Source organism: Hominisplanchenecus murintestinalis (assembly GCF_943193015.1).
GTDB lineage: Bacteria > Bacillota > Clostridia > Lachnospirales > Lachnospiraceae > Hominisplanchenecus_A > Hominisplanchenecus_A murintestinalis.
Window position 1 is genome coordinate 17,408 of sequence record NZ_CALPCM010000028.1, and the last position, 22,409, is coordinate 39,816.

19 protein-coding genes are annotated in these 22,409 nt (G+C 45.5%); 3 read left to right on the forward strand and 16 right to left on the reverse strand.

Annotated elements, in window-relative coordinates:
* The first annotated feature begins 198 nt into the window (after window positions 1–198).
* Complete coding sequence (locus NFR99_RS15480; RefSeq protein WP_334301696.1) at window positions 199–618, forward strand: recombinase zinc ribbon domain-containing protein; 420 nt, start codon at window positions 199–201, stop codon at window positions 616–618.
* Window positions 619–906: 288 nt separating this feature from the next.
* Here the strand turns inward: NFR99_RS15480 and NFR99_RS10215 are convergent, their stop codons facing one another.
* From NFR99_RS10215 to NFR99_RS10285, 15 genes are all read right to left on the reverse strand, one after another.
* Window positions 907–3,954, reverse strand: coding sequence for a type III restriction-modification system endonuclease (locus tag NFR99_RS10215; RefSeq protein ID WP_251353553.1), 3,048 nt, complete (start codon window positions 3,952–3,954; stop codon window positions 907–909).
* A 13-nt stretch (window positions 3,955–3,967) separates the two neighbouring features.
* On the reverse strand, window positions 3,968–5,935 hold the full coding sequence (locus NFR99_RS10220) for a site-specific DNA-methyltransferase (protein ID WP_251353554.1): 1,968 nt from the start codon (window positions 5,933–5,935) through the stop codon (window positions 3,968–3,970).
* Between the two features lie 274 nt (window positions 5,936–6,209).
* Complete coding sequence (glyA, locus tag NFR99_RS10225) at window positions 6,210–7,448, reverse strand: serine hydroxymethyltransferase (RefSeq protein ID WP_120484506.1); 1,239 nt, start codon at window positions 7,446–7,448, stop codon at window positions 6,210–6,212.
* A gap of 91 nt (window positions 7,449–7,539) precedes the next feature.
* Window positions 7,540–11,196, reverse strand: coding sequence for a LamG-like jellyroll fold domain-containing protein (locus tag NFR99_RS10230; RefSeq protein WP_251353555.1), 3,657 nt, complete (start codon window positions 11,194–11,196; stop codon window positions 7,540–7,542).
* Between the two features lie 141 nt (window positions 11,197–11,337).
* Window positions 11,338–11,808 carry a SpoVA/SpoVAEb family sporulation membrane protein gene (locus NFR99_RS10235; RefSeq protein WP_251353556.1) on the reverse strand — a complete coding sequence of 157 codons (471 nt, stop codon included), beginning with the start codon at window positions 11,806–11,808 and terminating at the stop codon, window positions 11,338–11,340.
* Between the two features lie 36 nt (window positions 11,809–11,844).
* Window positions 11,845–12,258, reverse strand: coding sequence for a stage V sporulation protein AB (locus NFR99_RS10240; RefSeq protein ID WP_120484503.1), 414 nt, complete (start codon window positions 12,256–12,258; stop codon window positions 11,845–11,847).
* A gap of 20 nt (window positions 12,259–12,278) precedes the next feature.
* Window positions 12,279–12,920: a stage V sporulation protein AA gene (locus tag NFR99_RS10245; protein WP_120484502.1), complete on the reverse strand. Its 642-nt coding sequence runs from the start codon at window positions 12,918–12,920 to the stop codon at window positions 12,279–12,281.
* Window positions 12,917–13,078, reverse strand: coding sequence for a hypothetical protein (locus NFR99_RS10250; protein WP_158604895.1), 162 nt, complete (start codon window positions 13,076–13,078; stop codon window positions 12,917–12,919). Before NFR99_RS10250 ends, NFR99_RS10245 begins: the two co-directional genes overlap by 4 nt.
* A gap of 99 nt (window positions 13,079–13,177) precedes the next feature.
* Window positions 13,178–13,894: an RNA polymerase sporulation sigma factor SigF gene (gene sigF, locus NFR99_RS10255; protein WP_251353557.1), complete on the reverse strand. Its 717-nt coding sequence runs from the start codon at window positions 13,892–13,894 to the stop codon at window positions 13,178–13,180.
* Between the two features lie 12 nt (window positions 13,895–13,906).
* The gene (gene spoIIAB / locus NFR99_RS10260) at window positions 13,907–14,353 is read right to left on the reverse strand and encodes an anti-sigma F factor (RefSeq protein WP_135976106.1); all 447 of its coding nucleotides are present in this window, start codon (window positions 14,351–14,353) and stop codon (window positions 13,907–13,909) included.
* Entirely contained in the window at window positions 14,350–14,694 is a 345-nt protein-coding gene (locus NFR99_RS10265) for an STAS domain-containing protein (RefSeq protein ID WP_120484498.1), read from the reverse strand. Before NFR99_RS10265 ends, spoIIAB begins: the two co-directional genes overlap by 4 nt.
* Window positions 14,695–14,878: 184 nt before the next feature.
* Window positions 14,879–16,537: a tetratricopeptide repeat protein gene (locus NFR99_RS10270; protein ID WP_251353558.1), complete on the reverse strand. Its 1,659-nt coding sequence runs from the start codon at window positions 16,535–16,537 to the stop codon at window positions 14,879–14,881.
* 9 nt (window positions 16,538–16,546) lie between these two features.
* Window positions 16,547–16,702 carry a hypothetical protein gene (locus tag NFR99_RS10275; protein ID WP_168354797.1) on the reverse strand — a complete coding sequence of 52 codons (156 nt, stop codon included), beginning with the start codon at window positions 16,700–16,702 and terminating at the stop codon, window positions 16,547–16,549.
* Window positions 16,703–16,736: 34 nt separating this feature from the next.
* Complete coding sequence (locus NFR99_RS10280; RefSeq protein WP_251353559.1) at window positions 16,737–18,035, reverse strand: bifunctional folylpolyglutamate synthase/dihydrofolate synthase; 1,299 nt, start codon at window positions 18,033–18,035, stop codon at window positions 16,737–16,739.
* 146 nt (window positions 18,036–18,181) lie between these two features.
* Complete coding sequence (locus NFR99_RS10285) at window positions 18,182–20,332, reverse strand: Tex family protein (protein ID WP_251353560.1); 2,151 nt, start codon at window positions 20,330–20,332, stop codon at window positions 18,182–18,184.
* A gap of 356 nt (window positions 20,333–20,688) precedes the next feature.
* On the opposite strand from NFR99_RS10285, the gene NFR99_RS10290 reads away from it, so the two are divergent.
* Window positions 20,689–21,084 (forward strand): DUF4190 domain-containing protein, encoded by a 396-nt coding sequence (locus NFR99_RS10290; RefSeq protein ID WP_120484494.1) that lies wholly within the window; start codon window positions 20,689–20,691, stop codon window positions 21,082–21,084.
* A 38-nt stretch (window positions 21,085–21,122) separates the two neighbouring features.
* Here the strand turns inward: NFR99_RS10290 and NFR99_RS10295 are convergent, their stop codons facing one another.
* The gene (locus NFR99_RS10295) at window positions 21,123–21,551 is read right to left on the reverse strand and encodes a DUF2752 domain-containing protein (protein WP_251353561.1); all 429 of its coding nucleotides are present in this window, start codon (window positions 21,549–21,551) and stop codon (window positions 21,123–21,125) included.
* 139 nt (window positions 21,552–21,690) lie between these two features.
* On the opposite strand from NFR99_RS10295, the gene NFR99_RS10300 reads away from it, so the two are divergent.
* A complete protein-coding gene (locus NFR99_RS10300) occupies window positions 21,691–22,398 on the forward strand; it encodes a DUF975 family protein (protein WP_158604894.1) in 708 nt (235 codons plus the stop codon).
* Window positions 22,399–22,409 lie beyond the last annotated feature (11 nt).

Here is a 22,409-nt window from a genome sequence, read left to right on the forward strand (position 1 = left end):
TATGCGTCGATGCAGCCTTTCGCCTGTTCCAGCAGTTCTTCCTCGGTGTGTTCTTTCCTCCTGTGAAACCAGTCCTCCTCGGCAGCCATTACGATTTTCTATAATACCCATGAAGCGATTGTAGAGGACGCAGTTTTTGAACGGGTGCAGGAACTAAGGGCAAACAAACGCCGCCCTACAAAGGCAGACCGACAAGGTATGTTCTCCGGCTTGGTATACTGTGCGGATTGCGGGAGCAAATTACACTTCGCCACTTGCAAAAGTTTTAACGGCTCACAAGACCATTACCGCTGTGCAAAGTACAAGAGCAATACGGGAAGCTGTACAGCACACTTTATCCGCGAGGAAGTGTTGAAACAGATAGTATGGGGCAGGGTATTTGACGTGACCGCCCTTTTCTTTGATGACATCATGGCTTTCCATAAAATGATGTATCAGCAACGCTCCGCTGAAACGGAAAAGGGAATGAAGCGCAGGAAGCGTGAAGTCGGACAGGCGAGGAAACGGATAGCGGAACTTAACCGCATACATAAAGATCGCATCTCCCTTCTTTCAATAGTATATCTTAATTTTCGGAATAGTATCGACATAAAAGGAATAGTATTTTATTGTTGTTAAAATAATAAAAAGCCCAAAATGCAATACTTGCACTTCGAGCCTTGTTTTCCACACTTTCAGTTTTTAAATATCCTCAATCGTAGTACCCTACCGCTCCCATTACCGCGATTTGCCCCGTCCTGCCCTACAAGCGCCGCCAATTCCCGGCTATCCGCCGTGCTGCCGTGGCGCACAAATAATATTTTTATCATCTTTATGGGCAAATAGTGTAGTAAGTGATGAATAGATTGGTGAATTTTTCAAGTACTCTTATTGATAAATGCTGAGCCACGTATGCACCTCTTTTAGTCATTTCATAACTTTATTAAGCAAAGCATCATAGCTGTCTACAACATCGTAAACAACATTCTCTTCGCTAATAGCTTTAAAATGTTCTCTCGCACAGTGAATCTTGGCGTCTTCAATTCCCCTAAGTTCCAGAGTATCCATTGATCCCTTTGTCTCTGCAACAAAATAAATATGCTTCACCGTTCCATTCTTAAACGCAATTGCCCAATCTGGATTGTAATGACCAACCGGCGTAGAAATAAAGAATCCATCTGGAAGCTTCACATATACAGCGACTTCCTGACTCGCATCCAACTCCTGGGCAAACTTACGCTCATTCGCAGAGTCATATACAATATGGTCAAACAAATGCTTGTCTGCCTTCATTGCGTTTACATCCAGCTTTCCTCTGATGGCCGCATCGGTAAACAAATCTGTATCATATCTGTCTTCCAACACATCATAAGTAATATGCTGAATAATAGCTGTTGCTTTTTCATTATTTATGAGCTTTGCAGCCTGAATAATAAATTCTTCCGGATTATCCTTAAATTGATTAAATACAGGCGGCTGGATTCCTATAAGAATCTGAATTACGGTCTTTCTGGTAAGGCCAGTTTCTTCAACCAGCTTTCCTACCAAGTCATATTTTATACTTGTATTTGCCATAATCTTTGTCTGTCCGTATATACCGGAATCTTCTTTTACAAATGAAGCCCCCGACAACAGATTATCCTTGGATTTGATTTCCTTCATGGATCCGGTTTCTACCTTAAAAACAATCTTTGGTACTCTCAGCTTACTATCAAGCGCTGCAACTGCTTTTTTCACAAGCTCATCGGTATCAAAATCAACCACATATGCAGTTTTTGCATTAATTTTGCCCCACAATGCCTGGAATTCCGGCATCGCAAGCTTATCAGTATCAACCTTAAGCTCTACATTATTGCTTCGTGCATTTTCAGGAGCCATCTTTTTATCATCATAGATACTGTCTAAAATTACCAGAATATCCGGCTTGTACTGTTCCATATCATCCCCAAGTTTTACTTCTCCGTTCGCCTTATCCTCATAGAACTTCTCTGTCAGAGCATTATTTTCATCGATGTAATCCATCTTTATCATGTAATGAATTAATCTTCTTGCCATAGCAGAATCAATGGTCTCTTCATTACCGCCCTTATCATGCACTTTTGCATTCTCAAAAATACTCTCTGTGACCTGACGTGGTCTGCTGCCGACTGCCTCTGCAATTTCAGACTGCAAACTCTTTGCAAATTTATCATAGCTTTCACTTGCGATAACAGTAAGTACATTGATGTTATGAACATCATTCCCAAGTGCATTTTCATCCATACGGTCTCCGTGTTCATTTACACAAAGACGCATACCACGGCCAACTTCCTGACGCTTGCGCACATCGCTGCTGCTTTGTTTCAATGTACAAATCTGGAATACATTAGTATTATCCCATCCTTCTCTCAGTGCTGAGTGGGAAAAAATAAATCTTACAGGAGATTTCCCCGGATTGCGATCCAGAAGAAGCTCTTTGTTCTTCATAATCAAATCATATGCATCCACATCATTAGAAGAAGTCTCTGAACGACCGACTTTACTGTTGATCATTCTTCCCTTCTTATCGATGGAGAAGTAACCTGCATGCGTTTTCTTCGCACTGATTGCCTGCAGGTATTTGATATAACCATCCTCACAGCTTTCAATCTGCAGATTCTTTATGATATCCTCATACTCTTCTTCAAACATATCCGCAAAGATCCCATTCTCTGGATTTCCGGAATTGTCATATTTTCTGTAGTGTTCAACTTCATCTATGAAGAACAGGGACAGTACTTTAATACCTTTGTAGAAAAGCTGACGCTCTCTTTCAATGTGAGAAAGAATTGTCTCTCTGATCTGGATTCTTCTGAGCTGTTCTTCACCTACCTTACCAATCACATCTCCGGCGGAGATTTTGATTCCATTTACAAACTCAATAGAATCGTCACGCCCGTCAATTGCTTTGACGATGAAGTTATCTCTATACTCTTCCATCTCTCCGGAATTTTCATATAAATCAAATCCGATCCCAACCTTTTTGGAAACTGTCTTAACGCCTGATGTGCCTTTCATATGGAACTGGATTGTTGCCATCGGATCTGCCTTGGAAAGATTCAATCCTTCCAGATATATATAGCTGTCTGTTGCAGTTGTTCCGGATTCTTGAATACCCTTAACCATAATCTTCTTTACAAGCTTTTTATTGTAAGCTTCCATCGCATCCAGACGATATACCATGTTATAGATGCTGTCGCTCTTGTGGGTAGCAGAATAACGCAGTGTCATCAGCGGAGAGAATTCTTCCAAGTTCTTCTTAGTCTGCTTTCCTTCAACCGACTGTGGCTCATCAATGATAACAATCGGATTGGTCTTTGCAATGATATCAATCGGTCTTCTGGAACGAAACTCATCCAGCTTCATATAAATTCTTCTGGCATCCTTACCCTTAGCATTAAATGCCTGAGAATTGATTATCATTACACTGATAGAATTATCAGACGCAAACCTGTCAATCTCTGTAAGCTGAGAAGAATTATAGATAAAGAAACGAATCTTCTTTCCATATTTCTCTGCAAAATGCTCCTGTGTTATCTGGAATGATTTATAAACACCTTCCCGAATAGCAATACTTGGAACAACGACAATAAACTTGCTCCATCCATAATGTTTATTCAGCTCATACATGGTCTTGATGTAGGTATAAGTCTTACCAACACCGGTTTCCATCTCGATAGTCAGATTGTAAGTTCCTTCCAGCTTTGAAGACGGCTCAATCTGATGTTCTCTCTGTATTTTTCTTATATTATCCAGGATCATCTGATTATTAAGTTCCGGCACAATACGCTGATTTCCCCATCCCGTATAATTCTCTTCGTCAAACAGAACTTGTTGTGTCACCTTCCCCCTATCCATCATGTAAGAAGGAGCCATGTATGGCTGGCCTGCAAAAACATCTACGACAGCTTTTGCAGCATCTGCCTGGAATTTCTGATGCTTGAATTGTAGCTTCATAGATTTTTCCCCCTTAGATAACTTTTACGGTAGTGTCTGGTGTCATAAGCTTAAAGATTTCTCCAACATTAATTTTGGAAGGGCTGTTAGCAAAACTACTGTCACGGAATACTGCACGCAGTGGCTGCATCTTGGCAATTTCCTTAATAACACTATCCGGTACATTTTCATCAAAGCATGCGACAAGATCTCCATCGTTATAATTATGCACTGTACATCCGTCCATTTTATCCGAGCTGTACGGCAGTGACAGAGGAAGTCCCCATTCAAGCAGACAACCAAACAAGAGGTCTAAATCTGTACGATCTTCCTTTATATTTGACTCCAACATGGGCAATAGATTCTGCGAATATTCCTCAGCTGAATAATATACATCCTTCATATTGGTATCATCGACTTTCAATACTCTAAATCCATAATCAATACCCGCGCCAGTTTCTTTTTTTATAAGGTCTCCGGCTCTTCTTATTCTGTCTTTTCCTATCTGGCAGATATTCCTATATCCTTGACGATATGCCTCAGTGTTGTCCGCAATTGTTTCTGGAATTTGAACCATAATATATTTTCTTTTAAGATTATCTTCTGCATTTGCCTGCATAATTGCATGGGCCAAAGTAGCTGAACCTGAAAAAAAATCCAATATTAAATCGCCTTCACTTGTAAAGGACTTTATGTGTTCCTTGCAAATGTTTACCACCTTAGGGGTATCAAAAGGAATTTTCATTTGAGAAAGCATATCTGTATCACTACCGCCATAGTATAAAAGGGAAGGAATGTTTTCATACATATTATCCTTCAGCAAATATTTGCTATTTGGAATTGTCGTTTCATCCTTTCCAAATAGTATTCTTCCTTCTTCCATCATCTTTTTCATGGTTGCAGAAGGATTTCTCCAGCCTCTATCTGGTACAGGACAAGGCTTGTTAGTAATAGGATGAATCAATGGAATAAAGTAATCATCCGGAGCTTTCTTTTTATTAGGCCATGCCATCGAAACAGGACGATACACATCTCCATTTTCATCAATCTTGTTATATGCCTTCTCACCTCCGCTAAAATCATTCTGCATTCTCATCCATGCTGAAAATTCAGCATTAGCATCATCCAGTGTATAGCTGCTTCCTAATTTAGAAAAAATCTGTATCGCTTTTTTTATTATTGTTTCAGCATTTTTCTTAGGTCTCCGCATTTTACATTTTTCAGTAAACGCTGCCTTATTCTTTGCATAAACAACTATATATTCGTGCTGATACGAAACCCCCCTTGCATCACCCTTAGGATTCCTCTTGTCCCAAACAATGGTTCCCAAATCATTTGCTTCGCCAAATACCTCAGCACATATTTTCTGCAAATTGCTTATCTCGTTCTCGTCCATATTGATAAGAATCAAACCATCCTCTGTAAGCAAATTTCTTGCAAGCATAAGTCTTGAATAAATCATTGAACACCAGTCAGAATGATATTTTCCGGCGGTTTCACTATTCTCTCTGCAAAAATTAACGTTTCCGTCTTCGTCAAAATACCCAGTTCCGTTCGCGTATTCTTCATTATCCATTATAAATGAATCCGGATATACAAAATCATGACCTGTATTATATGGCGGATCAATATAAATGAGTTTAACAGCCGCCAAATAACTTTCTTGAAGCAATTTTAATGCCTCTAAATTGTCTCCTTCTATATACAGATTTTCAGTAATATCCCAATCTCTACTTTCAGGAATATCAGGTCTCAGTGTTTTTCTAATAATCTTATGAGCCTCCGCAATTGCAGCTTTCTTTCCGACCCATGAAAACTCATAAGATTCATCTCCTGGCAACACTGTATCCGTTAACATTTGCTGCAGAACTTCCATATTAACTGCAAGCTTACGACTTCCATTTGAATCTATTATTTCAGAAACACAGTTAGGAAATAACTTTCCCAGCTGAGCGACATTATGTGAAACTATATCAATAGTTTCCATTTTCATCTTTTCCATTTCTACATCTCCCTTTTGTACTGCCTTCTGCAAATTGCCGGATGCTTTTATACCCCAGAAGCCTACAGTATGTTTGCATTCGATGATCAAACTCAAATATTTTCAATTTAGAAACATCATCTGACATACCGGAAACCGCTGCTTCTTTATATCCAATCCACGCCTGATCCACAAGCAATATAAATCTACTATAAATATAGAAAAGCCCGGTTTTCGCCGGGACTTTGTCTACAGTCTGAATCTGCCCTTTCAGTAAGGGCAGATTTTTTATACTTTAAATTAACGGATACTTTGCAGTCAGCCCTGCAACCAGCTCTTTCGCTTTCTCCTGGCTTGCCTCTGGGTCTTTTATCATCAGGGCGATAGCCTCTGCGATAACATCCATATCTTCTTCTTTCATGCCCCTCGCAGTAACCGCCGGGGTTCCCAAGCGGACGCCGCTGGTCACGAATGCTGATTTCGGGTCATTCGGAATCGTGTTTTTATTACATGTAATATTCACACTGTCCAGAAGATTCTCTACTTCTTTTCCTGTCCTTCCGGCATCTACCAAATCTACCAGCATCAGATGATTGTCCGTTCCGCCGGAAACGATTTTAATACCGCGGCTCATCAGCCCTTTACAGAGCGCTTGTGCATTTTTCACGATGTTCTGCTGATATACTTTATACTCGTCAGAAAGCACTTCCTTGAAACATACGGCTTTTGCTGCAATAACATGCATCAGCGGACCGCCCTGCACGCCTGGGAATACTGCTTTATTAAAGTTAAATTTCTTTGCTGTCTCTTCACTGGAAAGAATCATTCCTCCCCTCGGGCCTCGCAGCGTCTTATGCGTGGTCGTTGTTGTCACGTCCGCATAAGGAATAGGGCTTGGATGCAGCCCGGCAGCTACCAGTCCTGCGATATGCGCCATATCTACCATCAGGTAAGCGCCTGCTTCGTCTGCAATTTCCCTGAACTTCTTGAAATCAATGGTACGTGCATATGCACTGGCGCCTGCTACAATCAGTTTCGGTTTACATTCCAGAGCGATTTCCCTTACTTTGTCATAATCAATCACACCATCATCATTTACGCCATACGGCACGATGTTGAAATAGATACCTGAGAAGTTTGCAGGGCTTCCATGCGTCAGATGCCCGCCATGAGCCAGATTCATGCCCATAACTGTGTCTCCTGCTTCAAGCATTGCCAAAAATACTGCCATATTTGCCTGTGCGCCTGAATGAGGCTGGACATTCGCATAAGTACAGCCAAAAATCTTCTTTGCCCTCTCCATAGCCAGATTCTCTACTTCATCTACGCACTGGCATCCTCCATAATAACGTTTTCCCGGATACCCCTCTGCGTATTTATTCGTCAACGGACTTCCCATAGCTGCCATGACAGCTTTTGTCACCCAGTTTTCTGAAGCAATCAGTTCAATATGGCTATTCTGGCGTTCTTCCTCCCGGACAATTGAATCAGCGATTTCCGGATCGACTGCCCGCACTTCCTCCAGTGAATACATAGAAATTTCCTCCTTACACTTTTATACATGCGGTGCCTCACCGCTGTGATATACCTTACTTATCTTATCTGTTTTGCACCGCATTGTCAATTTATTTCTTATATTTTACTTTGCTCTTAACTCCGGCTTTCTTAAGCCTCGTCTGCAAAATCTTCACCTGTTTTTTCGGCATTTTCTTTGTAACATATACTTTACAGTTTTTCGCTATTCCCTTAAATGCTTTTGAAGAAACTTTCGGCGCCTTCTTGCCTTTAAAGACAATCTTCTTAAGCTTGCTGCACTTAAAGAATGCCTGTGCTCCGATTTTGGTGATATTTGCCCCTATATTGACGGAAGTAATTTTTTTATTATTCCGGAAAGCCTTTGCTGCTATTTCCGTTATCCTGAAGGTATACCCCTCCCATTTAATGGTATCCGGGATATTAAGCGATTTCACTGATTTTCCTTTTGCAGCCTTAGATACCGTCACTGTTCCGCCTTTTTCATCAGACCGTGTAACTTTATACTCTACCGCTCCGGAAGGAATGGAAGTTCCCTGTTTCGGAACGGATGGTTTCGGATTATCCGGCACTGGCGGTTTGGGATCATCTGGCTTCGGATCACTCGGCACCGGCGGTTTGGGATCATCTGGCTTCGGATCACCTGGCACCGGCGGTTTGGGATCATCCGGCTTCGGATCATCCGGCTCTGGTTTTTTCTTAAATCTTGCCGTCAATTCCACTGCTTCCGTGACAGTGAATGTATAAGCCGCATCTTCAGATACTTTCGTTTCTCCCTTGTACCATCCGGTAAACTCATAATCTTTCTCCGGCACCGCCGTAACTGTTACTTCACTTCCGATTTCCACCTTACTTACGCTCCCGCTGGCGCTTCCTCCTTCTGTGGCAGACACCGTAACGGCTACTTTTTCCTGTGGAATCTTAAAGCTGGTAACCGAATGCGCAGGAAGCGTATACACCAGCGCTGTCCCATTCCCCGTCACACTGGTTTTCTGCACTGTTACTTTATCCGGCTCAGCCAGCGTATTCATGTCATCTACATTTTCAGAACCTAACTCCCATACTGTGATTTCTTCCCCCGTCAAATCTCTGTCATCCACAGATATACTTACAAAGGAAGTATCTGATTTCTTATTGTTGATACACAGTACATAAGTATTGCCCTTTTCATCTTTAGTAGAATAAATATTCACATTTTTGACTATACTATTGTTGCTGCCACAGTAGTCCCCGTTTCCGCTGATTTCCTGATTCACCTGTACATTCCCTGTCATATTGTTGAAAAGAGAAAACAAATGCAAAGATGGGGTCGCTACATATTTGTATCCATCTTCTGAATTATGGCACTGGATGACGCACTGATGCCATGCCCCGAGGTTATCTCCCACTGTGAAGTCCACCAGGCAATGCTTATTCTGGTACGCTGCCCCGGCATTTACGCCGTCAACCATATGGTTTGCGATATAAATTGCCGTTCCCAGGGAAGTAACATAATTGCTTTGCGTATTAATGCCAAATTCCGAAATCGCTACCTTTTTACTGTTATCGCCTGTAGCCTCCATCATAGCATCCTTATGAGACGCTACATAGTCTGTCTTCTGCTTTGCAGTTACCAGAGAATCTTCATATTGAGCTGCACTTGAAAAACTGCTATATGGATGGATAATCACGCCGTCATATTTATCGTTGTATCCCTTCTGATTCATTTTTGTTATAAAACTCTTCTGATCCCTGTCTACAATGCCGGAATAAATCTCGATGTCCATTCCAATCTCATCTGCCACCGCTTTCATAGCGTCATAGTAATCCACAAATCCCGCCTGCTGCGACTGGTATGTACATGTAATCTTTGCCCCCGCTGCCGGGATATTTCCGTTCGTGCCATCACCAAATGTAATCTTTCCCGTTTCGTAATCAAAGGTACACACATTTTCCGTCCCCTGCCCTTCCAGGGAATCTACGATTCTCCATGCCGTCCCCGCCACAGATACCGTAGCGCTGTCCTCCACAACAGGAACCCAGTACACATAGCGTTCCTCATTTGGATTTCCGTCACTGTTCGATGCGGCAGCCCGCCAGTCTGCTTTCTTTGCTACGTTCGTCGTATTTTGGTAGTAGGATGTCTGCCCTGCTGTATAAGTCATGATTCCGCCGTCTATGTAGGCGTCTACTGCACTCAGACTTCCTTTCCCTGCCATCCAGTAATCCTGCCCCACATCGCTGAACTCATTTCCCATCTCAAAGCGAACGACTCCATAAGGCTCTTCATGCCCATTCTGTGCACGTACCGCCGCCCAGTCCACGCCGCCGCCCGGATTGCTTCCGTCATTGGGTGCATTCAGATATTCTACCAGGTCCGCTGCATCCTGGGGATTTCCCCGCCCCAGACCATAGACAAAGATTGCCTCTGAGCCTAAATCGTCATAAATCCATTTCATCGCTTCATCCACTCCAAAAGCAGGAGCTACCGGCGTTTCCCCTGCCGCAGAGTAAAAGTTATTTCCTGCAATCGTAGGATTTCTCTCCTCCAGAGGTCCAATGGCATCTTTCCATGTAAAAAGATTGGACACCGTACCTCCCGGATAGCGCACGGAACCGAATTTTGCTTCTTTAGAAAGCGCGTTAAATGCGTCCGCAATGGAATGCGTGCTTGTATCCCAGCTCCCATATCCGTCTTTATGATAACGGTGGTTAATTCCAAACATAGCAGACGGAATCTCACGCACTACATCCGTTGTGTCCACGGCTATCGTAACCACGGACGCTCTCTGATACGCCTCCACGGCTGCCTGAAGCTGCTGTATTTTCTCCTCAAGCTGTTCCTTTGACGCCGTTCCTCCGTTTAATAATTCCCTTGCTGCATTTATCGCTGCCTGCATATCTGCCGTCGCTTCCTCTGAAGCATTTCCGCTCTCAAGCAGGCCCTCTGCCTCCTCAATCAATGCACGCAGGCCCTCTGCCAGCCCAAATTCATCATATATTGCTTTCACTGTGTCTGCATTCACCACTTTATTATAGTAGCGCAGCTCATCTACATATCCCTTAATTGCTCCCACGGCATTCATATTTTTATGAATACCCACCAGAATATCTGTTGCTGTATTTACAGCCGTCCCGGCAAGCGTACTCTCTGTCACAAAGCTTCCGTTCACATAGAACTGCATCTTCTTTGCCGTATGCTCATAAGTAACCGCTATGTGATGCCAATTGTTCATGGCAACTGTAGCGCCGTCACATACCGCATCCGCCCCTGTCAGAAAAGTACCATATTTTTTTCCTGTGTTCAGATAAAGAATCGTCCGTCCGTCTGCCCCTGTATTGGATACATCTGCCGTTTGCTGAAAAAGGTTAATCTTATCACCATTTAAAGCGTCACTGTCATATTTCACCCAGGCAGAAAATGTAAAATCATCTGTGGAAGCGTTCAAGCCCGCTCCTGCCGCTCTCAGATTTAACTTAATATAAGAATTCGCAGCTTTGCCGAAATAAGCGCTTCCTCCGTCTATACCGTCCCCGCTTTTCAGCGTCACGCCGCTTCCCGACTTTTCTGCTGCAATATTGGAGCCGGACGCCCGGTTCTGTAACCGCGCCTCATCCGTATCGCCGTCAAAGTTCCAATATCCTACCAGCCCATCCTCCAGGCTGGCTGCCGCTTTCGCCTGCATGCCCCCCGCGTGAGGCAGCACGCCGCTGATTCCCAGACATACAGTCAAAACCAACGGAACTACCCGTTTAGACCTTCTCTTCATAGTTTCCCTCCTATATTTTTCTTTAAGTATACCACACAGTTTTCAACTTTAAAAGTAATATCTTCAATGTGGCCTCGTTATCGTATAGCAGTTCATTTCTCAACTGAACTGCTATACGATTCCCCCTATTTCCCACCCAGGCTATCCACAAATTCCAATCATTTTTCCAATCCAATACCCAAATCCCAGCGCCCAGCTTGAAAAAATCCCATACAGGATAACCGGCCCCGCTATAGTAAAAATCTTGCAGCCAATTCCAAATACCTGGCCCTCTTTCTGAAACTCAATAGCCGAAGCTGCCACAGAGTTCGCAAATCCGGTAATCGGAACTAATGTCCCTGCCCCTCCAAACTTCGCCAGCTTTGGATAAATTCCAAACCCTGTCAATATGACGCTCAGCAAAATCAAAACCAGAGAACACCAGCTTCCCGCGGCATCTTTATCCAGCCCCAGATTCCCGCATACATTCAGAATAAACTGCCCAATAATGCAGATTATCCCTCCCATCAAAAATGCTTTCGCCATATTTGCCGGCAGGCTGTGAGTAGGTGTTACCTGTTTGACATATTCATTATACTTCTGGTTTTTTTGTTCTTTTAATACATCTGCCATATCTTACTATTCCTTTCTCTTCTATAAGATACCCTGCTACCAGCGCATATAGAAATGCAGCAGGCTCCCGGTTACCTTTCCGACCGCCACTGCAAGCACCAGGATGCTCATTCCTTTTGTCAGTCCCAGGCGCCTGGAAAATACCGGGAAAATATTTACAATCTCAGCCAGGGCCAGAATCCAGCTTCCCACGAAAATACCACAGAACAGTCCCATAACAGCCAGACCTACGCTTCCCAGACCTGCGTTGACCCGGTAAACTGTCAAAATATTCCCTGCCAGCCCGCCCAGCAGTACCGCGTCCTCGTACAGCCACACCTTCTGCCCCGTGTGGGTAATCCCCGCATACCGGGTAATAATACCCAGGCCAACAATAAGCGCAATCACTCCGCCCGCTACAATAAACCCACTGCTTAGCCCGATAACCCCCAGTAAAACCTGCATCGCCATACCCCTATGCCTCCTCGTGTTTATGATTTCGCCCCGGCTTTTCCTTTTTTCTTCGGACTCCGGCTGCTTGATTCAATCAGCGTATTGTTAATGTCATCCTCGTACAGACGCATTTCCACTTCCATAGGCGTAGGGTCGGCTGTAATCTTTTTTCCGGCAAAATGATTAAAAAACAACAAAATACCAATTCCCACACCGATAGAGTAAGTAAGCTCCAGGATCGTAAACCCATCTGACTGCCGCCCTGTAAACTGCATATAAAGCTGTCCAAACAGCTTAGGGATATCTACATCATTATTAAAAGTCATAATGGTAAACGCCGCTCCGAAAAACGCCAGAAAACATACACACACGGTCTTTAACCAGCTGACTGCTTCTTTCGGCTGCTTCGGATTCTCATATGTTATGATAAAATCCGCTTCCCCGATATTATTGACTTCAAGGCTTGGAAATTCTTTCTGTACAGCCTCTATCAACTCCATGACTGACATCGCATGGCGTCCCGGTTTCCCATTGGCAGCTTCTTTTACTTTCACGGTTTTCACCCTGTTCTCTATCTCCTTGTTACTGCAAGTGAGCTGTGCGATATCCCCCAGGGTTATATGCGTATCGTGTACCTGTACATTCTGGTCAATTTTTAAATATAAGGTATCATTTGTCATATGCAGCACTCATCCACTTTCTGCGTGAATGCACGCACCAAAGTTCCCCGTTTCTCAGAAGAACTGTTATTTACATAGGAAATATAATAGAAAATCCCTGCCAGAACTGCCACAAGTGCCAACACTGTCAGGCAGGTAACCATCTTCCTTTTTCTCATGATACATCCCTCCATCTTTCTTTTTATCATCATCCGTTTACTGTTCACTCTGTTCACAATAACCATTATTCCCTATTTTCCCCAAAAAATGCGGGGAAGTCATGAAATCCTTCCCCGCATTTTTTTTAATATCTTCCTTTCATACCGCGATACCTGCACCTGGGACATTCCAAGCGCTCTCGCTACTTCCATCTGCGTCTTATCCTCAAAGTAACGCAGCCTGATCAGCATCCGCTCCTCCTCATGAAGCGTCTGTATAACATCGTTCAACACCATATGATTCAATAATTCCTCATTCGGGTTTCCCTGTTCTTCCAGCTTGTCCATCAAAGAAATTGCATTTCCGTCCCCCTGGTATATCGTTTTATGGAGAGATTCTACCTCCGCCGCTGATTCCATCGCCAGCACAATATCCTCCCTGGATGCCCCAATCTCCTCCGAAATCTCTTCCAGGCTTGGCTCACGTCCATACTTTTTCTCCAGAGCCTCTTTTACCATATATGCTTTTCCCGCAGTCTCTTTCAGGCTCCGGCTCACCTTTATCATCCCGTCATCCCGCAGGAAACGCTTGATTTCTCCGGCTATCATGGGAACTGCATAAGTGGAAAACTTTACATCAAACGCAGAATTAAATTTATCAATCGCCTTAATCAGCCCGATACTGCCTATCTGGATTAAATCCTCCATCTCATGGCCCCGTCCTGCAAAGCGCCGCACAATCGTATATACCAGACCCATATTTTCTTCTACCAGTGTTTCTCTCGCCTCTTTATCCCCTCCGTGTGCTTTTTCGATTAACGCAAGGGTATGTTCCATTGGCCCGTCCTTTCACTGGTTAAATTCATCTGCCGGCTGCCCGACTTTCTTTCTCATAAATACGCACGTTCCCTTTCCCGGTACAGACTCTACCCGCACCTCATCCATGAACGCTTCCATAAACACAAACCCCATACCGGAACGCTCCGCATCAGGCTTTGTGGTAAACATCGGCTCCATGGCCTGCGCCACGTCTTCAATCCCGCAGCCTTTATCAATCACTGTAACCCGAAGCTCTTTCCCCTCAATCCGGCATTCTACAATAATCTTCTGCACTTCTCCTTCATAGCCGTGAACGATAGAATTCGTCACTGCTTCGGACAGCGCGGTTTTTACATCAGCCACCTCTTCCAGCGTCGGGTTCATCTGTGTCATAAATGCCGCCACCGCCACGCGGGCAAAACCCTCATTGCAGGAACGACTGTCAAACTCCAGCTTCATTTCATTCGCGCTGCTCATCTTCTTTGCCCCCTCTCCAATACTTCCGGCTCTCCCTCATAAATTTCTATGACTTTGTGCATTCCTGAGAGGGTCAGTATCCTGCGGATCTGTTCATTTGCCCGGATTGCAGTCACCTTTCCCCCGGTAAACCGAATATTTTTATACCGCCCCATAATCAGCCCGATTCCTGAGCTGTCCATAAAGCTTGTCTTTTCAAAATCAAAAACAATGCTGCGGATGCTCTTTTCCCCAAGAATCCTGTCCGCTTCCCCACGAAGATACTCCGCACTGTGATGATCCAGTTCTCTGGGAACTTTAATCACCAGCGTAGTACCTGATACTTCCACACATTTCTCCATACAAATCTCCCCTCATGCCGATATTTATGCTGCCGCCGGCCCTCATTCAAATCAGTCAAAAAATACTTAGATGCCTGCCTGGAAAATTTTTCCTTTACAGAAAACAGACCTATCGCTTCCTGATAAGGCAAAAAGAGACGTATGCCCCGCATACGCCCCTTCCCGGAGGTTTCTCTGCCGTATATTACTCTACAAATCCCAGGCGCCCGCCGCCTGTACGGTCTATATCCCCGCTGCTGCCCGGCTCCTGGCTGTCTTCATCCCCTGCATTGTCTCCGCTGCCCGTGCCCTGGCCGCCTTCATCTCCTGCGCCGTTTCCGCTGCCTGTGCCCTGGCCGCCTTCATCTCCTGCGCCGTTTCCGCTGCCCGGCTCCCGGCTGTCTTCATCTCCTGCATTGTCTCCGCCGACTGTATCCTGGCTATCATCTCCGCTCCGCCTCGTACCGCCCGATGATGTTCCGCTGATATACGGACGCACTTCTGCTTCCCTTGCCGGATATTTCTGAATCAGTTCATTAAACACATCGTCTGCATTTGCCGTATCCTGCACTGCATAATAAGCATGCCCCAGATAAAGCAGCGCCCATTCATCTCCCGGCTTTGCTTCCAGCGCTTTCTCATACTGCTCAATCGCTTCCTGATAATTCTTGTTGGTATACGCCGTATTTGCCGCATTGATCGCATCATTATATACATAATCACTGATGGCTTCCATCATATGGTCATACAAATCCTGCGCCGCCCCGCTCAGGCTTTCGGCTTTAATCTCGCCCAGCGCTTCGGCCGCCTGCGCCTGGTTGTTCGGATTCGATATATACAAGTCTGCCGCTGCCAGCAGTTCCTCATAAGATTCCGCCTTCGCATTGGCTTCCTCCATTGTCTGGTTCGCTGCATCTACCTTCGCCTGGTAATCTGAAATTTCATCCTCCAGCCCCTGTACTTTGGAAGCCTCAGACGCCATTTTCGAGTTCGCATCCGTTACCTGCTTATTCGCAGACGCATTAATGCTCTGCCTGGTTCCCGGCACTACCAGAAACCATACCACTGCCCCTCCCAAGAGAACGCCCAGGAAAATATTAATAAACGTAGCCACCGCCGAGCTGTCCCGAAAAGTCGTGGGCTGAATAATCATCTCATTCCCGCTCATATAGGTAGTCGTACCCGTCAGTTTATTTACTTTTTCCTTAGCATACTTTTTCTTCCGTTTCATATCCAGGCTGGTGCTGATTCCGGTAGCCGCCTCCACTTCCTGCAGATAGCGCAGAGTCGTAGTGTTCGTAGCGTCAATGTATGCCGCCCGCTTTAACAGCTTCCTCGCCTTCTCATACTCCTGCCGTTTCAGATGCAGAAGCGCCAGCAGGTTATACGCTTTGATAAGCTGAGGGTTCTGGTTCAGTACCTTCTTAAGCTGGATAACCGCCATGTCCTCATTGTCCTGCCGGCAGTACAGTAAAGCCTGGTTGTACTTCTTTATTGTCTGGTTAATCAAATCCAGTTTATTCTTATTAGACTGGAGCTTGTCTATGTAAACATCCGCCAGATTATTCTGCGTGCTCTTGTTTTTGCTGATAACCCATTCACTCAGCGCGGAAACTACTTCTCCTGTTTCATAGTAAACAAGCCCCAGCAGGTTTCTCGCATCTATATTGTCTTTATTAAATTTCAGGCTCCTCTTCAGGCATACGATAGCCCCCGACAAATCCCGCACCATCGCCTTCTCCAGCCCCTGGTTATACAGCAGGTTGGAAATCCTGGCAATCCTTTTCAGCAGTGTGGTATCTGCCCCGCAGCCCTTACAGTAATCATGCTCCGAAAGCGGAGTCCCGCAGAAAATACAATTCATATTTACCCCTTATTTGAAATTCTTGCCCTTTTTCTTTTCGTCCATTATCAATTCCCGCAAAATATCCGTCACATCTGTCAAGTCCCTGTTATAAATGGCATCCTCTGCCTCATTTACATCCAGGCTCGGATGGAATTTCTTTAACTCCTCTTCATAATTAATCATCTGTCCCCTCCTAAAACCAACTGCTGCCCCTTCTTCACAGCCCTTTTGCCAGCAAGCCTTTCAACTCCCCTACCAGATACAGGGAGCCGACGCAAAACAACATACTGTCCCGCTTCTCCTCCAGCGCTCTTCGAAACGCGTCCTTAACCTGTGGAACAGCTTCTACCGGCGCTTTTACATACCTGCGGAATACCTCTGCCAGCCTCTCTGCCGGAACATTCCGCTCCCCGGCGATTTCCGTCACTACCACATGGGCAAATTCCGTCTGTGCGCAGATGGTTTCTATCATTTTTTCGTAATCCTTTTCCATTACTGCCGAAAACAGCAGTGTCACGGGCCTGTCTTTCCGGACACGGCATACTGTCCGTACAAACTCGCGTACCCCGTCTGCATTGTGCGCACCGTCAAATACTACGCCGGGCATCACCGTTTCCATACGTCCCTGCCATGCCGTCTCCTTCACTGCCCGTACACAGGTTTCCATAGGAATCCCGCTATCGATAACCTCCATCGCCAGCAGCGCCAACGCACTGTTGATAACCTGATAATGCGCCAGATACGGGACCGTCACCCGCGTATGTACACTATACCCATTATCCAGCCAAAAATCAATGCTTTTCTCCGTGTTCCCTAAAATTTCATACATTTCCTCACGAAGAGCACTGACCGGTGCATCCAGCGCTTCTGCCCTGGCAAGAATTACCTTTTCTGCCTCCTTGCAGTGCCCGTCATAGATAACAGGTACATGAGGTTTTATGATTCCTGCTTTCTCAAACGCGATTTCTTCTATAGTTTCTCCCAGGATTTCTGTGTGGTCAAGGCTGATAGATGTAATCACCGTGGCAATCGGTTTCTCCACCATGTTCGTGGCGTCAAGACGCCCTCCAAGCCCCGTCTCTACCACGGCATATTCCACCTGCTTTTCTTTAAAAATTACCATTGCCATTGCAAACAGCAGCTCAAAATAAGTAGGATGGGCAAAACCGTCTTTCTGCATACCTTCTACTGCTTTCTGAACCTTGAGATATGCCTTTAAGAAATCCCCATCTTTCACTGGAACGTTGTCAATCTGAAAACGCTCATTGATTTTCACCAGATGCGGCGACGTAAACAGCCCCGTCCTTTTTCTCCCCCATACCAGCATCGTAGAAAGAAACGCGCATACAGATCCTTTGCCGTTCGTCCCCGCCACATGGATCACCTTCAGGTCCCGCTCCGGCCGCCCCAGGCGTTCCATCAGTTCTACGGTATTTTCCATTTTATTCTTCTTTGTAAACTTCGGAACGCTTAAAATATATTCCACTGCTTCTGTATAGTTCATATCTTTCACCATTGTATTTAAGTCCTTATCCATTATAATATAGCCAAAATAATATGCAAGTAAATTCTTTCGCAAAATTCGGTAGGATTCGCATAACGTTACTGCTCATGGTAACACAGAATGCCCTGCAAAACATACCGGGGTGTGCAGGCAGCGCTTTACAGTTTCATTGTCAGCGCTATCCTCTTTTTCTTCAAATCCACGCTCAGCACTTTCACATCCACGATATCCCCGACGCTCACGACCTCCAGAGGGTGTTTCACAAATTTCTTTGCAGAAAGCTCAGAAATATGAACTAATCCGTCCTGATGGACACCGATATCTACAAACGCACCAAAATCAATGACATTGCGTACTGTTCCCTTCAACATCATACCCGGAGCCAAGTCCTTCATATCCAGTACGTCGCTGCGCAAAATAGGCTTCGGCATATCCTCCCTGGGGTCACGCCCCGGTTTCTCCAACTCCTTTACAATGTCGCGCAGGGTCATTTCACCAATGCCCAGCGTCTCCGCCATTTTTTTATAATCCTTTACCTTTTTCGAAATCCCGGCAAGTTTCCCGCCTGTAAGATCCTCCGTCCGGCAGTCCAGTTTTTCCAGCAGCAGCATTGCCGCACCGTAGCTCTCCGGATGGACGCTGGTAGCGTCAAGAGGATTTCCGCCTCCCTGAATGCGCATAAACCCGGCGCACTGTTCGTATGCCTTCGCCCCCAGCTTTGCCACTTTCAAAAGCTGTTTCCGCTCTGTAAACCGGCCGTTCTCCTCTCGGTATGCCACGATATTTTTCGCAACTGCCTTCGATATTCCTGACACATACTCCATTAAGGGCGCAGACGCTGTATTCAAATCCACGCCTACCTTATTTACACAATCCTCTACCACGCCGCCCAGTGTATCCCCCAGCCGCTTCTGGTTCATATCATGCTGATACTGGCCTACGCCGATAGACTTGGGGTCAATCTTCACCAGCTCCGCCAGAGGATCCTGAATACGCCGCGCGATAGATACTGCGCTCCGCTGCGCCACATCAAAATCCGGAAACTCTTCTGTTGCCAGCTTACTTGCAGAGTAGACTGAAGCCCCTGCTTCATTGACAATCACATACTGCACAGGCTCCTGAATCTCCCCAAGCATTTCTACAATGACCTGTTCAGATTCCCTGGACGCCGTTCCGTTCCCAACGGAAATCAGGCTGACTCCATATTTTTGGATAAGCTGTTTTACTGTCTCCTTTGCAGCGCGGATTTTTTTCTCATTTGTCGGCGCCGTCGGATAAATTACTTTTGTGTCCAACACCTTTCCTGTGGGGTCAACCACCGCCAGCTTACACCCCGTGCGGAACGCCGGATCCCAGCCAAGCACTGTCTGCCCTGCAATCGGCGGCTGCATCAGAAGCTGCTCCAGGTTCTTTCCAAATACTGCAATCGCTCCTTCCTCTGCTTTTTCCGTCAGTTCATTCCGTATTTCCCTCTCAATCGCCGGGGCAATCAGCCGCTTATAGCTGTCCTCCACAACCTCCTGCAAAATCGGAGAGGTATAAGGATTGTCCCTCGTAATCACCTGGCGGCTAAGATACTGTAAAATATCATCCTGCGGCGCTTCCACCTTCACCGTCAAAAACTTTTCCTTCTCCCCTCGGTTCAGCGCCAGCGTCCGGTGCCCTGCCGCTTTTTGTATCGCTTCATCATAATCATAATACATCTCATATACGGACTGTGCCTCGGCATCCTTTGCCGTTGAAACAATCCTGCCGCCCTGCATCGTCATTTTACGAATTTTCATTCGGTAGGAAGGCTCATCCGAAATAGCTTCCGCCAGAATGTCTTTCGCCCCCGCCACGGCTTCTTCCAGGGTATGCACTTCTTTTTCCTCTGATAAAAAAGCTTCTGCCTCTTCCTCCACCGGACGATTGATCATCTGGAGGCGGATAAGATTTGCCAGCGGCTCCAGCCCTTTTTCCCTCGCAATCATCGCCCTCGTCCTGCGCTTCGGACGGAATGGGCGGTACAAATCTTCTACCACAACCAGAGTCTCCGCCGCCAGAATCTGCCGGCGCAGCTCCTCTGTCATTTTTTCCTGCTCCTCAATGGAGGCAATCACCTGCGCCTTTTTCTCTTCCAAATTCCTCAGATAATTCAAACGTTCAAACAGCTTGCGCAGCTCTTCATCATTCAAAGCTCCCGTAGCCTCCTTACGGTATCGGGAAATAAAAGGGATCGTATTGCCCTCGTCAATCAGTTTCACTGCTGCTTCCACCTGCCAGAACTGAACGGAAAGCTCCTTTGCGAGTACTTTATTAATATCCATGATTTCTCCTTATAACCTAAAAATTTCTATTTGATAACCCATTACTGTACAGCCCTCAATGAAAATAGGCAACAGTTCAGCCCAGGACTTTGCACCTGCTGCAAAGTCCGTGAGAATGCGTAAATTCAGCCAGAGAATCCAGCCCTTTGCGAAAGCAAACTTTAAATGGGCTGGATTCCGTAACAGTGAAGCCGAAGGCTGAACTGTTACGAAAATAGAATTGCTTCCCCAGTATATCACTTGAGTTTCTCCTTTGTCTATGCTATTATGGAAAATATACATGGCAAACTTCAGCCCGGTTTCTGAAAACGATGGATTGCGCCACACGGCTGAACGGTTTGCAAAAAGGAGATTCTATGGACGATAAATACAACTGTCATTATGACGATAATGATACATCCACAAATAATTACCGCGGAACTTACCACTATGAACCGAATTTCGAAGAACAAAAACCAGAGCCGCCGAATACTTTTGCCACGGCGTCCCTGGTTCTTGGCATCCTTTCTCTGGTACTGTGCTGCTGCTGTTACGTCAGCATTCCTCTCGGCGGCCTGGGCATCCTCTTTGCTATTCTTTCAAAAACAGGAAAAGCCATGCAGGGGCGGGCGAAAACGGGCCTCAGCCTTTCCATCGTCGGTTTATGCCTCACCCTTTTCCTGACAATCGCCATGATTGCATCCACCATATCCAATGGAGAATTCCAGCGGCAGTATCAGTATTACCAGGAGTATTTCGAAAACACCCTGTAAACTGCCGCAACAGTTTTATCTGAACCGTGATAAACCCTTTACTCTATCATGGGGTAATGCCAAATGAGCATTGCCCCATTTTTTATCAAAAAATTCAGAATCAGAAGAATTAGTCCTGTTGTTACATACCATTTACGGTAACGCATTCCGATTTTGTATTTTCCTCTGCTCAAATATTCCACACTGTTGGAAACCATAAACCACCCATAAAGCACCGCACCGTAAAGCACCAATGGATGATAATACAAAGATTGCAGGATATCTCCATGCAAAAGCAGCCGCAGCGCCCTGGTTCCCCCGCACCCGGGGCAGTATAGACCTGTAACGCTGTGAAAGATACAGGGCAGCGCCAAGCGCCCCAAATCCACTCCCAGCACCTTTGAGAGCAGCAGGCATACCTCCGCAATCCCAGGCAGCAGCCATCCTATAATATAGAGGCTCCGCCTTTCTTTTTCTGCATACTTCATAAAAATTCTCCCTTACGTATTAACAGTTCAATTTTCAAATTGCGGTTTGACTTTCCGCAGTTGCTTTTTCCCCTCTGGCTATGCTATACTTATCTGCATGAGAAATCTTAAATTTATCCTGAAAGACAAGGTGTATATCATGAAAAAATCTTCTTCTGAATTAAAATACATGGCAAAGGAACGGCTGCTTGGGCACTATGGCCTGTTTATTGGCGCCGGATTGCTTATCGGCGGTATTTCTGTTGTAGTTTCCCTTGCGCTGAATATGGTTTTTCCTCTGAATAACACAGTTTCCATGACACTGTATTTCATCTCTTCCCTGATTGTAGGACTGCTGTCCAGTCTTCTCATCATGGGATATCTGAAAATGTTCCTGAATTTCAGCCGTGGACAGGAAACGCACCTGGGAACTCTGGGCTTCGCTTTTTCCAACCAGCCTGACCGTGTAATCCTGCTGATGCTTCTGATGGCCCTGCTGATGCTTTTATGTGTTCTTCCGGGGATTCTTCTCATACTGGCAGCGAACTTTATGCATGTAATAGCCATGTCCGCGCTTGGTATTTTTGTCCTTCTGACCGGCTGCGTTATTGCCATTATTCTGGCTCTGAACTATGCACTGGCTATGCTTTTATATCTTGATGCGCCGGAAAAAGGCGTGATACAGCTGATGCGCGAAAGCCGACAGCTGATGAAAGGAAACCGGGTGCGCTTTTTCTATCTTCAGATTAGCTTTTTCGGCCTGATTCTCCTCTCTCTGCTCACATGCTATATCGGCATGCTCTGGCTGATACCATACATGCAGATGACGTCCGTCTTGTTCTACAGAAACGTGCTGCAGGAAATTTAAATTTCCTGCAG

Bases quoted from the DNA above. Each gene is read 5' to 3' on its own strand.
- NFR99_RS15480 (WP_334301696.1), top strand. From the start codon at position 199: ATGTTCTCCGGCTTGGTATACTGTGCGGATTGCGGGAGCAAATTACAC.
- NFR99_RS10215 (WP_251353553.1), bottom strand. From the start codon at position 3,954: ATGAAGCTACAATTCAAGCATCAGAAATTCCAGGCAGATGCTGCAAAA.
- NFR99_RS10220 (WP_251353554.1), bottom strand. From the start codon at position 5,935: ATGGAAAAGATGAAAATGGAAACTATTGATATAGTTTCACATAATGTC.
- glyA (WP_120484506.1), bottom strand. From the start codon at position 7,448: ATGTATTCACTGGAGGAAGTGCGGGCAGTCGATCCGGAAATCGCTGAT.
- NFR99_RS10230 (WP_251353555.1), bottom strand. From the start codon at position 11,196: ATGAAGAGAAGGTCTAAACGGGTAGTTCCGTTGGTTTTGACTGTATGT.
- NFR99_RS10235 (WP_251353556.1), bottom strand. From the start codon at position 11,808: ATGGCAGATGTATTAAAAGAACAAAAAAACCAGAAGTATAATGAATAT.
- NFR99_RS10240 (WP_120484503.1), bottom strand. From the start codon at position 12,258: ATGGCGATGCAGGTTTTACTGGGGGTTATCGGGCTAAGCAGTGGGTTT.
- NFR99_RS10245 (WP_120484502.1), bottom strand. From the start codon at position 12,920: ATGACAAATGATACCTTATATTTAAAAATTGACCAGAATGTACAGGTA.
- NFR99_RS10250 (WP_158604895.1), bottom strand. From the start codon at position 13,078: ATGAGAAAAAGGAAGATGGTTACCTGCCTGACAGTGTTGGCACTTGTG.
- sigF (WP_251353557.1), bottom strand. From the start codon at position 13,894: ATGGAACATACCCTTGCGTTAATCGAAAAAGCACACGGAGGGGATAAA.
- spoIIAB (WP_135976106.1), bottom strand. From the start codon at position 14,353: ATGAGCAGCGCGAATGAAATGAAGCTGGAGTTTGACAGTCGTTCCTGC.
- NFR99_RS10265 (WP_120484498.1), bottom strand. From the start codon at position 14,694: ATGGAGAAATGTGTGGAAGTATCAGGTACTACGCTGGTGATTAAAGTT.
- NFR99_RS10270 (WP_251353558.1), bottom strand. From the start codon at position 16,537: ATGAATTGTATTTTCTGCGGGACTCCGCTTTCGGAGCATGATTACTGT.
- NFR99_RS10275 (WP_168354797.1), bottom strand. From the start codon at position 16,702: ATGATTAATTATGAAGAGGAGTTAAAGAAATTCCATCCGAGCCTGGAT.
- NFR99_RS10280 (WP_251353559.1), bottom strand. From the start codon at position 18,035: ATGGTGAAAGATATGAACTATACAGAAGCAGTGGAATATATTTTAAGC.
- NFR99_RS10285 (WP_251353560.1), bottom strand. From the start codon at position 20,332: ATGGATATTAATAAAGTACTCGCAAAGGAGCTTTCCGTTCAGTTCTGG.
- NFR99_RS10290 (WP_120484494.1), top strand. From the start codon at position 20,689: ATGGACGATAAATACAACTGTCATTATGACGATAATGATACATCCACA.
- NFR99_RS10295 (WP_251353561.1), bottom strand. From the start codon at position 21,551: ATGAAGTATGCAGAAAAAGAAAGGCGGAGCCTCTATATTATAGGATGG.
- NFR99_RS10300 (WP_158604894.1), top strand. From the start codon at position 21,691: ATGAAAAAATCTTCTTCTGAATTAAAATACATGGCAAAGGAACGGCTG.